The sequence below is a fragment of the Paenibacillus sp. P5_B5 genome (genome assembly GCF_056400365.1).
This window is the reverse complement of sequence record NZ_JBFULK010000005.1, coordinates 92,944-106,212: the sequence shown is the minus strand read 5'-3', so window position 1 is coordinate 106,212 and position 13,269 is coordinate 92,944. Positions and strand designations below refer to the sequence as shown.

At 43.1% G+C, this 13,269-nt stretch carries 13 protein-coding genes and 5 tRNA genes; 2 read left to right on the top strand and 16 right to left on the bottom strand.

Annotated features, from left to right (window positions below; translation table 11 throughout):
• Positions 1-55: 55 nt before the first annotated feature.
• The 8 genes from AC1DOK_RS08310 to AC1DOK_RS08275 all read right to left on the bottom strand — a co-directional run bounded on the left by AC1DOK_RS08310 (position 56) and on the right by AC1DOK_RS08275 (position 3,939).
• Entirely contained in the window at positions 56-1,885 is a 1,830-nt protein-coding gene (locus AC1DOK_RS08310; protein ID WP_477553788.1) for a cyclic nucleotide-binding domain-containing protein, read from the bottom strand.
• A 14-nt stretch (positions 1,886-1,899) separates the two neighbouring features.
• Complete coding sequence (locus tag AC1DOK_RS08305) at positions 1,900-2,532, bottom strand: hypothetical protein (RefSeq protein WP_477553787.1); 633 nt, start codon at positions 2,530-2,532, stop codon at positions 1,900-1,902.
• A gap of 292 nt (positions 2,533-2,824) precedes the next feature.
• Positions 2,825-2,906: transfer RNA gene (locus tag AC1DOK_RS08300), tRNA-Leu, on the bottom strand.
• A gap of 20 nt (positions 2,907-2,926) precedes the next feature.
• Positions 2,927-3,002 (bottom strand) — tRNA-Lys (locus AC1DOK_RS08295).
• 21 nt (positions 3,003-3,023) lie between these two features.
• Positions 3,024-3,098, bottom strand: a tRNA-Glu gene (locus tag AC1DOK_RS08290).
• A 170-nt stretch (positions 3,099-3,268) separates the two neighbouring features.
• Positions 3,269-3,360 (bottom strand) — tRNA-Ser (locus AC1DOK_RS08285).
• Between the two features lie 8 nt (positions 3,361-3,368).
• A tRNA-Asn gene (locus AC1DOK_RS08280) sits at positions 3,369-3,441 on the bottom strand.
• Between the two features lie 18 nt (positions 3,442-3,459).
• On the bottom strand, positions 3,460-3,939 hold the full coding sequence (locus AC1DOK_RS08275) for a SprT family protein (protein WP_477553786.1): 480 nt from the start codon (positions 3,937-3,939) through the stop codon (positions 3,460-3,462).
• 152 nt (positions 3,940-4,091) lie between these two features.
• On the opposite strand from AC1DOK_RS08275, the gene AC1DOK_RS08270 reads away from it, so the two are divergent.
• Both AC1DOK_RS08270 and cmpA read left to right on the top strand, forming a co-directional pair.
• Positions 4,092-4,442: a hydrolase/acyltransferase gene (locus tag AC1DOK_RS08270; RefSeq protein ID WP_477553785.1), complete on the top strand. Its 351-nt coding sequence runs from the start codon at positions 4,092-4,094 to the stop codon at positions 4,440-4,442.
• Between the two features lie 142 nt (positions 4,443-4,584).
• Entirely contained in the window at positions 4,585-4,728 is a 144-nt protein-coding gene (gene cmpA / locus AC1DOK_RS08265) for a cortex morphogenetic protein CmpA (protein WP_477554114.1), read from the top strand.
• A gap of 49 nt (positions 4,729-4,777) precedes the next feature.
• On the opposite strand, the gene AC1DOK_RS08260 is transcribed toward cmpA, so the two are convergent.
• The 8 genes from AC1DOK_RS08260 to pdxK form a co-directional block, all read right to left on the bottom strand.
• Positions 4,778-6,949, bottom strand: coding sequence for a Tex family protein (locus AC1DOK_RS08260; RefSeq protein ID WP_477553784.1), 2,172 nt, complete (start codon positions 6,947-6,949; stop codon positions 4,778-4,780).
• Positions 6,950-7,091: 142 nt separating this feature from the next.
• Positions 7,092-7,442, bottom strand: a complete 351-nt coding sequence (locus AC1DOK_RS08255; RefSeq protein ID WP_477553783.1) for a type II toxin-antitoxin system PemK/MazF family toxin — start codon at positions 7,440-7,442, stop codon at positions 7,092-7,094.
• A gap of 3 nt (positions 7,443-7,445) precedes the next feature.
• Positions 7,446-7,730, bottom strand: coding sequence for a CopG family ribbon-helix-helix protein (locus AC1DOK_RS08250; RefSeq protein WP_477553782.1), 285 nt, complete (start codon positions 7,728-7,730; stop codon positions 7,446-7,448).
• A 131-nt stretch (positions 7,731-7,861) separates the two neighbouring features.
• The gene (alr, locus tag AC1DOK_RS08245; RefSeq protein ID WP_477553781.1) at positions 7,862-9,040 is read right to left on the bottom strand and encodes an alanine racemase; all 1,179 of its coding nucleotides are present in this window, start codon (positions 9,038-9,040) and stop codon (positions 7,862-7,864) included.
• Between the two features lie 167 nt (positions 9,041-9,207).
• Positions 9,208-10,236 carry a LolA family protein gene (locus tag AC1DOK_RS08240; RefSeq protein WP_477553780.1) on the bottom strand — a complete coding sequence of 343 codons (1,029 nt, stop codon included), beginning with the start codon at positions 10,234-10,236 and terminating at the stop codon, positions 9,208-9,210.
• 130 nt (positions 10,237-10,366) lie between these two features.
• Positions 10,367-10,672 carry a YerC/YecD family TrpR-related protein gene (locus AC1DOK_RS08235; protein ID WP_477553779.1) on the bottom strand — a complete coding sequence of 102 codons (306 nt, stop codon included), beginning with the start codon at positions 10,670-10,672 and terminating at the stop codon, positions 10,367-10,369.
• A gap of 362 nt (positions 10,673-11,034) precedes the next feature.
• The gene (nhaC, locus tag AC1DOK_RS08230; RefSeq protein ID WP_477553778.1) at positions 11,035-12,408 is read right to left on the bottom strand and encodes a Na+/H+ antiporter NhaC; all 1,374 of its coding nucleotides are present in this window, start codon (positions 12,406-12,408) and stop codon (positions 11,035-11,037) included.
• A gap of 44 nt (positions 12,409-12,452) precedes the next feature.
• Complete coding sequence (gene pdxK / locus AC1DOK_RS08225; RefSeq protein ID WP_477554113.1) at positions 12,453-13,268, bottom strand: pyridoxine/pyridoxal/pyridoxamine kinase; 816 nt, start codon at positions 13,266-13,268, stop codon at positions 12,453-12,455.
• Position 13,269 lies beyond the last annotated feature (1 nt).

Below are 13,269 nucleotides of genomic sequence, written 5' to 3'. Positions count from 1 at the left end.
AGTAGCGGCAGCAGCTTACAGCTTCAGGCTTTATTCATGTTTATAAAGGAGCCATTTATTTGACTCTTAAAGCGTGTCCGCAACGAGCACAATATCTGGTACTCCTCGGCGATAAGGTACCGCAACTGCTGCAATGCAGCTCGCCACCCTTCGTATCATCCGGATCGAGGTGCCGAAGCTGCTCTTGCACATAGGGATTCATTGTCGATAGGGTTTGAAGCTCCTCTCTTCTACCGATACGAATCAGGATATATAACAAGATGATATCGATGCAACCGATCACAACCATCATCCCAATTTTTGCAAGGCCATTGTCAAAGCGATAATCCCATATTGCATGTAAACCAATGACGATGAGAAGCAGGAGAATTGCGCCTCCAACTTTGTACACGACTCGCGCGTTACCAAAGGCTTTCGACTTCGTTGACACCACACCGATCCAGATTGCTGCTACCGCGATCGCCGTCCATGCTCCATGGCCGAAAGGTGACAACAAGGCCCTGATCCAGAGAACGGATAACATGCCGACTGAAGATACCTCTTCCATATGCGACCAACCGTAGATCATGCTTTCTATCGCAGCAAATCCCATACCCGCTGCCGCTCCGAACACGACCGCATCCATCAGAAAATGCATTTGCTTCCTCCGAACGAGCACGATACATACGAGAAGTTTAACGCTTTCTTCAATCAATGATACTAATAACGGCAATCTAAACTGCGCGTAATCCAAGCTGCTGTCACCGATATCGAATAGCCATGCTCGCTCTAGGAACCACGCTACAGGAACCGCGAATATCGCGGAAGCCACAAAAATCATGCTTAACCGTGTCTGTCGAAAACCTAATAACTGGTGGTCTCGAATATATGAAACGAACGTAACCGGACCCACAAGTCCTCCTACAATCATAACTACGATGTTCAGCCAGCTGTTGTTCAGGAACAAAGCCAGCAGAGACAGTGCGATGAAGCCCCCGCCCAGCCAAAGAAGTACGTCAATCCAGCGTTCCCTGGCTTTCGGCAGAATGGAGCTGCGTTCCTCATAGACAGGCCCTAGATCTCCTCCAAACTCATATTTAACTTTGGAAACTAGGTGCGGAGTCCGGATGTGAAGAATCTCCATAAACTGCTTCTGGATCGGGACGTAATAACTTAGTACATACAGAAACTCGCTCTTCCCCATCACCAATAATTCACTATCCTCCGATGCCGTAATTGCAACCTCGGAAGGAGTATCGGTCAATAGCATCGCTTCCCCGAAGAAATCACCTTCGAGCAGAACCGTCCTTTTCCTTCTCCTCCCACAGGCTTCTAATTTACCCTTGCTAACCATGTAAAATTGATCGGCAAGCGCTCCCTCCGCTACGACGATTTCACCCTTCGCAACTTTTCGGACTGTGGTGACTTCCGCGAGACCGCGAAGCTCGGCGTCAGGTATGACCGACCATATCGTAGCGTTGCGAAGCTTCCGATGAATCATACGAATACGGACGGTTAGCAGCATGCTCTCATGAAACAGCGGGCTACTTTTGGCCAATAACTCGAATAACTGACGATCCAAACACAGCGCCGATACGTCGCCAATAGCTGTTACGCGAGCTGTCCTGCGTTCGTTGTGCAGTAGTCCGATTTCTCCGACTAACGCCCCTGGACCGAGCTCGGCCAGCAGCATCGACTTCCCGACCAAATTACGTGATGAAACCTGTACGTTACCCGTACGAATAAAATAACAATCCGTGCCGACTTCTCCTTCAACAAGGAGAGTTTGTCCGTCCATGAAATCGATGGATTGAATAGAACTGGCCGCAATTCGCAGCTCATCATCCGGTATACCGCGTAGCAGAGAATGCTCGTGCAAAAAAGAAAAAACATCTTCGGAGGACATCTATTCAACTTCCTTTATCTCATATTGCCGATAATGCTGCTTCTGGAATCCTGCATCTTCTTCACGAAGTTACTCATAACGTCGAACGCTTCATTTCGTTTATTGCTCAAACTCTGCAAACGAAGCATATCCATCTGTTGCGTATTCGATAAACTGTCGATTTGACCTTTTGTTTTCGATATCAACGCATCGAGTTCGCCTTTAGTTTTCGGGGGCTCTTCACTTATCCCAACTTTTTTCATTTCTTCTCTTATGGCTTCTTGCTGATTGCCATTTGTCTTATCTGTGGATTGGGCATTGCTCGGAAACTGTGCCGCTACCTCTCTCTGCTTGTTCAGATAAGCATTTAATTTGGCTATCTGATCGTTCCTAGCCTGTACTGCAGTAATTTGATTCTTCAGCTGCTGATCCATCTGCCCCGAGCGTTGCTGTTGAACCGCCATCAATGCCGTCTCAAGATCCATGCTGTTTACGTTAACCGACATCATTCCGTTCACATTTCCGGCACTTGCGATCGAATTCTGCGTCGCACCTCTGCCTAGCACATCATTGACCTTATGGTAGAACGAATTGTTGTACATAAGGGCCGAACCGACAAGTACACCTACAATAAATACACCACTAACAGATACTATCTTCTTCTTCATGCTCATTTTCCAACTTCCTCTCATTATTTTAATATTAAGACTTTTCTTACGGCTATCATATTATTTCTGTGGCTTCCATTCTGTAGTTTGAATTACATTTTGTAAAAAGAAAGAGAAAAATCTGCGAATTCGAGAAAGATTGAAATTCGAACCGTCTATGTGTCGACTTTTATACTAGCTGTACATCATTTGGTGAAGAATACAGAGTATTTTGTAAATTAAACGTGCCCGGCAACTTTTAAAGTAGCAGAAAAAGAAAAAAGCCCTTGCTCTGCAGGGACTCTCATCGTTATGCGGTCGGCGGGATTTGAACCCGCACACCCTATGGGCACTACCCCCTCAAGATAGCGTGTCTGCCGTTCCACCACGACCGCATGTTATACAATTATAATACTGGTGAGCCATGAAGGACTCGAACCTTCGACACCCTGATTAAAAGTCAGGTGCTCTACCAACTGAGCTAATGGCTCTCATGATGTGAGAAAAGTTAATGGTGACCCGTAGGGGACTCGAACCCCTGTTACCTCCGTGAAAGGGAGGTGTCTTAACCACTTGACCAACGGGCCGAGCAATCCTAAATTTTATTCAACCTTTTTGGAAGACAAGCGTTATTATACGGGATATTTGGAGAAAATACAAGACATAATTTTGTTTGTAATTATTGGTATTTCTTTAAAAATCACTGTATTAACAACAAAAAAAGCCGCCGCTTTGCGACTTTACTTATGCTAAGTTATGGCGGAGAGAGAGGGATTCGAACCCTCGCACCGCTTACGCAGTCTAACCCCTTAGCAGAGGGTCCCCTTATAGCCACTTGGGTATCTCTCCATGACAAGCTCCCCGAACAGGACTCGAACCTGTGACAACTCGATTAACAGTCGAGTGCTCTACCAACTGAGCTATCAGGGAATAACATTTACTAATTTATCATGAATGACCACTCGAGTCAAGTTCAATGAGCTTTAATTTCCCATGACATTTGCCACACAAATATTTCCTAACATCAACCTTACGTTTTCTCATATATTCCATGGAGCACTTGACGCAAACAAGTCGATATCGGTAAGGTAATCGGCGTCTCCCCATTGAATCAGGCAATGATTTACAATAGCGAGTGCCGCCAACCTTACTAAGAAGCTGCTTGAAATCAGCGTCTCGGTGATTGTATCCTTTTTTTAATAAATGAAGGTGGTAGTGGCATAACTCGTGCTTGATAATTTTCTCCGTTTCCTCTAAACCATGCAGCTCTAACTGTAGGGAGGAAATTTCGATATTATGGCTTTTGGTAAAATACCGTCCACCTGTTGAACGCAGACGGGAATTAAAGGTAGCACGATGGAGAAATGGTCTACCAAAAGAGTGATTCGATATTTGTTCGACCCATTGCTGCAGCTGATCATCGTTCATTGTAGTATCCCCCATCCCACTAATTCGTCCCTCTGTTAAACACATAATGAGCAACTTCTCACTTGAATTTGTACCTCTTTAACTACTATACTGTCAAGTAGTAGCTTAACGTAAAAGGATGTCTTGGTTTAATCAGAGAGGAGTATCTACAAATGTCGAAAATGAGATACGCAGTACTTAAATCACAGGATCAGTTGGAATTCGTACAAATGCCAGCAACCCATATGTATCAACTAACCGCTTTGAATCGCAGATTACATAAAGAAATCGAAAAGCTTACAGCTGACAGCATTCCAACACTTCCAGTTGTTATTGCCGAATGTGATGATTTAGAACTAACTACTAGCGGTTATGCGGTTATTCAAGGTTTGGATTATATGAATGAATTAGAGCGTTCATTCGCAGCTGTTAATGAGAAATCCTATCCACTTATTTCCCTGCTCACAGAAATTCGTGCGCTTCAAGCTCAATTAGAACAATGGTACGAAGAGGAATCCGAGTAGACTGGCACCGATTCCGCTTTTGCCTCATATACTTATGAGTAATCGGGTTATGACAGATTCGTTCTTATAACTCAGATTAACTTATCAAGTATAAACGGCTGGAGGGGATGGCTGTATGCCACATTCACCATCGATTCCGCATATGCCGCAGTGGCTGTGTAATCAGCTCATGCGAGCATTTTTATCAAAGAATCGCAAGCAAATTCGATTATTGAATGATTCTTGGTTTTTTTATCGAACAAGATTAATAGCGAATAAAAATCATGAAGAAACCAAAAGCAGATGAACCGCGATAATCGCGTGGTTCATCTGCTTTTTTAGTATGTGAAATGAATTCAGCTAACCTGAGGATCTTTCATCGTAAGTGACACTCGGCCCTTCTTTAGATCTACACTAAGAACCCATACTTTAACCGTATCACCAATGGATACAACATCCATTGGATGCTTAACGTAAGAATTGCTAAGCTGCGAGATATGAACTAGCCCATCGTTCTTGATACCAATGTCTACGAAAGCACCGAAATCAATTACGTTGCGGACCGTTCCATGCAGCTCCATTCCTGGCGTGAGATCCTCGATCTGTAGCACATCCGTGCGGAAGATCGGTGGGGATAGCTCCTCGCGCGGATCTCGTCCTGGACGCTTGAGCGCGTCTAGGATGTCTTTTAGCGTCGGCACGCCTACGCCAAGCTGATTAGCCAGCTCAGCTGGCTCTAGGTTTGTCAGCCGTTCGCGCAGCGGCTGGGATGCCAGCTCCTTGGGCGATGCGCCAAGCTCGCTCAGCAGGCGATCCACCACCTCGTAGGACTCGGGGTGGATTGGGGTGTTATCCAGCGGGTCTGTACCCTCGCTGATTCGCATGAAACCTACGCATTGCTCGTAGGTTTTGGCACCTAAGCGCGGCACCTTCTGCAGCTGGCCGCGTTTCTTGAACTTACCGTTCTCCTCACGGTAAGCAACGATATTACGGGCAATCGTCGCGTTAATGCCCGCTACATACGAGAGCAGCGCCGCAGATGCGGTATTCACGTCGACACCGACGTGGTTAACCGCTGACTCCACGACGGCTGTAAGACTGCCCTCCAGATGTTTCTGCGAGACATCATGCTGGTATTGACCTACGCCGATCGCTTTCGGCTCGATCTTCACTAGCTCCGCGAGCGGATCTTGCAATCTGCGGGCAATGGACACGGCACTACGCTCTGCAACGTCAAGGTCGGGGAATTCTTCCTGTGCTAGTTTGGAAGCTGAATACACGCTCGCACCAGCCTCGTTCACGATCAAATACTGCAAGTGACGCTTACTAGCCGCTTGTTCCTCTCGAATAAACTCGGCAACGAATTGCTCCGTCTCCCGTGAAGCTGTACCATTCCCGATGACGATTAACTCAACATCGTATCGCTCGACAAGCGAATGGAACACTTTCTTAGCTTCAGCAACCTTATTGGCAGGTGGCGTTGGATAGGTAACGGCCACTTCTAGCATTTTGCCTGTCTCATCGACTACTGATAGCTTACAGCCTGTCCGAAAAGCGGGGTCTACTCCCAGTACAACCTTCCCCTTAACTGGGGGTTGAAGTAAGAGATTACGTAGATTTTCGGCAAAAATAGCAATCGCATGTGTCTCCGCTTTCTCTGTCAGCTCGCCGCGAACTTCTCGATCGATAGAAGGCTCAATTAAACGCTTATAAGCATCTTCAACTACGGTACGAAGTAAATCACTTACAATAGAAGTACCTTTAATCACTTGTCCACTGATCCAATCATGAACACGTTCAGTAGGTACGACAAGCTTTACCTTCAGAACTTCCTCCCGCTCCCCGCGATTAATTGCGAGTATACGATGTGGAGGCAACTTACGGACAGGCTCCTGATACGCATAGTACATCTCATAGACAGATTCCTGCTCTGTATCTTTAGCTTCTGTATGTATAACACCTTGCTCAGTTGTATAACGTCTTACCCATGAACGAATCTTAGCATCATCAGCGATCGATTCAGCGATGATATCCATCGCTCCTTGAACAGCCTCTTCTGCTGTCGTTACAGCCTTCTCTTCATTTATATATTGAACAGCCTCAGCCATTACATCTCCGCTGCGTGGCTGTGTCATAATCCAATCTGCTAGTGGTTCAAGCCCACGCTCTTTCGCTACCGAAGCACGCGTTTTACGTTTTTGTTTATAAGGGCGATATAAGTCCTCAACCTCTTGGAGCTTAACAGAAGCAAGGATAGCTGTCCTTAGTTCATCCGTTAGTTTGCCTTGTTCATCAATAAGACGGATAACTTCCTGCTTACGCTCTTCAAGACCACGTAAATATCGCAAACGGTCTTCAATGTCACGAAGCTGATTCTCATCGAGCTCCCCAGTCATTTCTTTACGATACCTCGCGATAAATGGAATGGTATTTCCTTCATCAAGTAGTCCAGTAGCTGTCTTCACTTTACCGATTGGCAAGCTCAGCTCAGCAGCGATCTGTTTAACAATCTGTCCTTCTGTTTCCAACTCAAATCTCCACCTTCCAGTACCATTCTTTATCATGGGCCGAATTCGTTTATGCTTTCTTAGTCACAAAAAAGAGGAACTCCAGCAGCCCCTCGACATTGTCACGATCAACAATACACAAAGGGAACTTAGCATTCCTCTTTTAGAACTCAATTAACCCCAAACTTACTTGCAAAGCATCATCAACCTTGTTCATTGTTTCCTCGTCCAAATGAGTGATTTTATCCGTCAGACGCTGTTTATCAATCGTACGTACTTGTTCCAGCAAAATAACGGAATCTCGATCAAATCCATGAACTTCAGCATCAATTTCTACATGTGTTGGTAACTTGGCTTTCTGAATTTGGGCAGTAATAGCCGCAACAATGACGGTTGGGCTAAAACGATTTCCAATATCGTTTTGGATCACGAGAACAGGTCGTACTCCTCCCTGTTCTGATCCAACGACGGGTGATAGGTCCGCAAAAAAAACATCGCCACGTTTAACAATCAAGATTTACACCCCACTAACTAAGCGATCAACTGTACCGTCCGCTTCTTCCTCCGCAAGAAATGCTTCTGAAGCCATGCTGAGATTAATCTTAGCCATTTCAAGATAGCCTCGTTGCATGGATTCGCGAATGGAACGTTTTTTGCGTTCGATTAGATAAAGCTTCATCGCTTGACGAATAAACTCACTGCGATTTGAATTTTCTTTCCTTACAATACCATCAACTTCTTGTAGTAAATGGTCTGGTAGTGAAATCATTATTCTTTTTGTGCTATGCAAATTACTCACCATCTTGCACCCCCAGAAACAGTACAAAACAATATTACCATTTTAGCTTTTATCATGCAAATTTATACAAGAACAAGTATATGTAGTTCGTATATATTCTATGATATATTCGAATATACAATTCCAGTATACACTTATCCTTTCCAAAGTGCGTTGACAACTTTCACAACTTTACCTTCTTTTACATACACCCGCGGTATACGATGCGATAGCATACATACAACCTCATAATTAATCGTACCTAACTTAGCCGCTATTTCTTCAGCTGTTATACTCGCTTGACCCTGTGAGCCAAGAATAACGACCTCGTCACCAACCTCTGCGTCAGGTACATCATTCACCTGAATCATACATTGATCCATACATATAGTACCCACTACCGGGACTCTGCGACCTTTTATAAGTGCTTCGCTTTTGCCATTTAGAATCCTTGAGAAACCATCTGCATAACCTATTGGAAGTGTTGCAATTAGCTCCTGACCTTGTGTATGGTAACGAAGGCCATAGCTGATCCCTGAACCTTCCGGTAATGTTTTAAGCATAACAACTTTCGTTTTAATACTTAATACAGGTTTCAGCAACACATGATCCATCTTAACCACATCAGAAGGATACATGCCGTACATAGCAATCCCCACCCGAATCATGTTATATGATAACTCCGGTGTATCGATCGCTGTCGCACTGTTCCCTGCATGTATATAAGGAATATTAATTCCCTGATTTTGAAAGTGACTCACGATTTCTTCAAATTTATGATATTGCTGTAACGTATATGTTTTATCGAGTTCATCAGCAATTGCATAATGCGTAAACAAACCTTCTAAATCAACAACATTTGGGAGCTGTGTCAACTGCTCGACAAAGGCAATTGCATCTGCTTTCTGATGTAAACCCACGCGCCCCATGCCTGTGTCTATTTTGACATGAACCTTCAAGCGTTTGCCATCATGAGCCATGTTCATACTCTGTAATGTGGCAAGTACTTCCTCACTGAACAAAGCAAGCGTAATATCATGTTCAATTGCAAGAGGAATTCCTTCAGGTGACGTATATCCTAGAACAAGAATTGGGGCTGTAATACCTGCTGTTCGAAGCTCTAGCGCTTCATCAAGAAAAGCAACCCCCAGATAAGCTGCTCCCTGCTTTAGTACTTGTCTCGCTACCTCTGCAGCACCATGCCCGTAAGCGTCAGCTTTTACAACAGCCATCATATGCATTTGATTAGGCAGAAATCGCTTTAATTCATTCCAATTCGATTCAAGCGCATCAAGTGATACTTCTACCCAAGTAGGTCGGTAATATTCTCCCATCTGACTACACCTTCTTTTCCAATTCACATTTCCATCATCTATAACAGCTTTCTATATAGGGACAAGGGAAGAATCACATTCGGATCCTTCCCTCATACGCTATTCATTTCAGCCGGTTATCAATGATAAGCTTATGTTAATCGGATAACCCTGCACTGTCAAATGACTTATTTAGTTGCAGATGCATTATACGAGGACTGTGCTACTCGAATCATCTCTTCTTTTGGTAAATCAGATGTTGTTAAACGGAATTCCATTCCATCATTAAGCCAAGAGAGTGTACGCGTCTCTTCCCCTGTCATAACACCGAACGCAAATCCAAGGTCAACGACTTCTCCTGACAATACCGATGAAGCTGCTTGTTCACGGGGCTTAGATTCCAGTACTGAATAATTATATTTACCTTTGTAACGAATGAGTAGAGCATTATTCTCGCCATACTTCGTTTCACTAATATCTTGCATCGAAACGCCATTTGGAATCATAAGTTCCACCATTTCAACCGATTGCGACTGCTCTTCTTCTGTTTCACTTGGTGACATTGTCTGCATCGATTGAAGATTAAAGCTAGTCATATTGCGCTGCATATCAAAAGAATCCTTCTCAAACTTCTTATCGAACTCAAATGCAGTAAAGTCAACCTTCACGATCACATTATTACTTGCATCTGATACTTCAACTTTTTGAGGCTTAAGGCTTTTTTGATCAATCCAAATTTTTTGCCTTGCTAAAGCACCTGTACTATAATTTGCCGCAACTTCAAATACATAAGATTCCTTGTCCGTTGTAAAATGACGAGCTGTATCATCTGTTATACTTTTGACGAGTGACTGATACAAATACACCTGCTGCTGATTCTCTGGCCAATCGCTTTGGAATCGGAAGCTCTTATTAAGATGCGGTGTGAGTACGAATACGCCATCTTCATTGCGCAATACAATTTGCGTGATGTCCTTCTCTACATTCTTCAACAGTATACGGTAAAAATGAGGGCTTTGATACCAAACCTCAACTGCATACTCTTGCGGCTGCTGGCCCGATTGCAACACCATGCGACCGGTTCCTTGATAACTCTCCATACTGGATACCACTTTACCGAGGTCCTTTACTACTCCTCCAGCGTCCTTCTTGCCACAACCTACTAATACCACCGCAAAAATCAACACGATGGTGGTGATCCATGTCATCCGGCGCATTCCATCATCCCCTACCTTCATTAGTAATCAGCATTTGTACATACTATGAGGGGACTTGGACATTTATGCAGACTAGCATGACAAGCATATTCAACTTATTGCTTGAATTGACCGATTAAATATCTTCTTATCACTTCTCAGATTTTTGTTTCTCCATTCGTTTGAAGATAACATCATACATATGATTCCCGTGATACAGAGATCGCTTCACACGCGAGATTGTCGCAGTGCTTGCGCTCGCTTCTGCTTCAATATCACTGTAGGTATTTTGATTGTACAACATATTAGCGACATGAAATCGTTGACACAACGTTCTGATTTCATTTACCGTACATAGGTCATCAAAGAAGGCATAGCATTCTTCTTTGCTTTTAAGCGTTAAAATACCCTCAAAAAAATCATCTAAAGCTTTTCCTTGCAGCTCATTTATTAGCATTATGTCAACCCCCTTGAGTAATTACCGCATCATATTCCTGCATCAAGCTTAGTATATGATTAGAAGACATTTTACAAATAATAAACCTCTTATTTGTGATTTTTTTCTCATATTATTCTGTGAGTTAATGAGGTTTATAACATATTATAGCATTATTTACATTTATAATTATATATTAATAATTTTATGTAAAAATTTACAAAAAAGCTGGTTAGTTACCGGCTTAACACCAAAATCATACCAGCTATTTTTCTATCACAAGAAGAAACGAGCATCACCGTCTTTATAAGACGGTGATGCCGTTTCTTAAGGTGTATATAAGTATTAAGTGTGAAACTTATATTTTTTTATATACTTGATAATCAAACCGATTTAGATGCTTTCGCTGACTTATTCCTGAATCCCAGTAAAATATTTATAACAGGTGCAACAATGCAAAAAATGGCGAAGGGTAAATATTCTAATGTAGATACACCTAATGTCCCCGTAATAAATACGCCGCTGACACCCCAAGGAATTAGTGCATTAAATGCTGCCCCTGCATTGGCCAATATTCTTGACATTTCTTTGCGAGGTAACTGAATCTCATCATATTGGGACTTGAACGCTTCACCTGGTAAAATAATAGACAAATACTGTTCGCCGAGAAGAAGGTTAATACCCATGGAACTTAACGCTGTTATTAAGATGAGTTTTCCTTTGGTACTCACGAAAGCCGCTACTCTCGAAATTATTGTCTTGATGATGTTCAGTTCAACTAGCAATCCGCCTAACGCTAGTGCCAGAAGAATCAAGGATACAGACCACATCATGCTCTGAATGCCACCACGAGAAAGTAGCTTGTCTACACTATCAACCCCTGTATGCGATACATATCCGTCTTGCATAAGATTGGATAGATCAAGAAAACTTGTATGTGGATGATAAATATAAAGAACGCCAATCGTAAACGCAATACTTAACAATAATGTAGGAATTGCCGGTATTTTCCTCCATGCACATAGAAAGAGCACTAATACCGGAATTAAAGTGACCATAGAAATGGTAAAAGAGGTATTTAAGGTTTGAACAAGCTCATTGATCTGATCCCCTGTAGACAGAACCTTAGCACTTCCCATAACCCCATAAAATACGAGCGAGATAATAAAGGATGGAATGACAACCCGCATCGTATGGCGGATATGATCAAATAGTTCAACCTCAGCAATGGCTGAAGCCAGGTTCGTCGTATCTGATAAAGGAGAGACATTGTTCCCTAGAAAGGCGCCTGAAATGATGGCCCCAGTTATGATGGCTGGATCATAGCCCATGATTTGACCCATACCGAAGAAAGCAATGCCCACTGTCGATATCGTCGTAAATGAGCTACCTACTGTTATACCTACAACTGCACAAATTACAAAAACAGAAGGTAAAAAATACTTCGCAGATAATATACCGAATCCATACACCATAATCGTTGGAATCGTACCAGCGGCAATCCAGACGCTGATTAAAGCACCGATAAGCATAAATATAAGGATTGGAATTAATCCAGGAATAATCCCGTTTTGAATACCTTTGTGGACACGATCCCAAGATACTCCTTTCACCTTTGCGAAGACAATAATGATTCCTAAGGAAATCAAAATGGGGATTTGAGGAGACATGCCTAAGCCAATTATACAAGCCCCTATAATTGCTAATAATACAACTAAAAGAAACAAACTTTCTTTTAGCGTCACTTCTTTTTTCATACGCAGAACTCCTTATCATGTAAATCGTGCTGCCTTAGCGTTTTCTAGCGTAGTTCAGCCTTATTGTAAGCACCGTGCCATACAGGACCAACGAATTGATTAAATGCGAATCCATATTTAATTCCCTCAGCTGTAAATAATTTAGCCTTCGCTACGGCTTCTTTCACGGATAGTCCCTTTGCAAGTCCTGCTGTAATTGCTGCGGCGAACGTACATCCTGCCCCGTGGTTGTGGTTTGTCTCAATTTTCTCTGCTTCATATAGCGTAAATTCGGTTCCATCGTATAACAGGTCGATCGCTTGATGATCCTGTAGCGCTTTGCCGCCCTTGATTACGACGTATTTCGCACCAAGCTCGTGGATTTGATGTGCTGCTTCTTTCATCTCAGCTATCGTACTAACTTTCTTCATACCTGCCAGTTGTCCGGCTTCGAATAAATTAGGAGTTGTAATCGTTGCTCTTGGCAACAATAAATCACGGATAGCATGTCCATTTTCCGGTTGAATTACTTCATTTTCCCCTTTACATACCATCACGGGATCGATGACTATATTGGTAATATCATGCTTGTCTATGATGGTGCTTAGGAGCTTGATGATTTCTACGGAACCTAGCATTCCCGTCTTCATGGCATCTAATGTACCGCCGGATAAGATTGTTTTTAATTGTTCATGCACAAGCTCTAAATTGATGGGATGCACATGATGGTGCCAATCGTTACCAGCATCCATCGTTACAATGGAGGTGATAGCTGAGAAACCAAAAGTACCATATTCCTCAAACGTTTTGAGATCTGCTTGCAGCCCAGCTCCTCCGCTTGAATCAGATCCTGCAACCGTTAACACTTTTTTGATATTTATG

Bases quoted from the DNA above. Each gene is read 5' to 3' on its own strand.
- AC1DOK_RS08250 (WP_477553782.1), bottom strand. From the start codon at position 7,730: ATGGTGAGTAATTTGCATAGCACAAAAAGAATAATGATTTCACTACCA.
- AC1DOK_RS08270 (WP_477553785.1), top strand. From the start codon at position 4,092: ATGTCGAAAATGAGATACGCAGTACTTAAATCACAGGATCAGTTGGAA.
- AC1DOK_RS08310 (WP_477553788.1), bottom strand. From the start codon at position 1,885: ATGTCCTCCGAAGATGTTTTTTCTTTTTTGCACGAGCATTCTCTGCTA.
- AC1DOK_RS08305 (WP_477553787.1), bottom strand. From the start codon at position 2,532: ATGAAGAAGAAGATAGTATCTGTTAGTGGTGTATTTATTGTAGGTGTA.
- AC1DOK_RS08240 (WP_477553780.1), bottom strand. From the start codon at position 10,236: ATGCGCCGGATGACATGGATCACCACCATCGTGTTGATTTTTGCGGTG.
- AC1DOK_RS08275 (WP_477553786.1), bottom strand. From the start codon at position 3,939: ATGAACGATGATCAGCTGCAGCAATGGGTCGAACAAATATCGAATCAC.
- AC1DOK_RS08235 (WP_477553779.1), bottom strand. From the start codon at position 10,672: ATGCTAATAAATGAGCTGCAAGGAAAAGCTTTAGATGATTTTTTTGAG.
- nhaC (WP_477553778.1), bottom strand. From the start codon at position 12,408: ATGAAAAAAGAAGTGACGCTAAAAGAAAGTTTGTTTCTTTTAGTTGTA.
- alr (WP_477553781.1), bottom strand. From the start codon at position 9,040: ATGGGAGAATATTACCGACCTACTTGGGTAGAAGTATCACTTGATGCG.
- cmpA (WP_477554114.1), top strand. From the start codon at position 4,585: ATGCCGCAGTGGCTGTGTAATCAGCTCATGCGAGCATTTTTATCAAAG.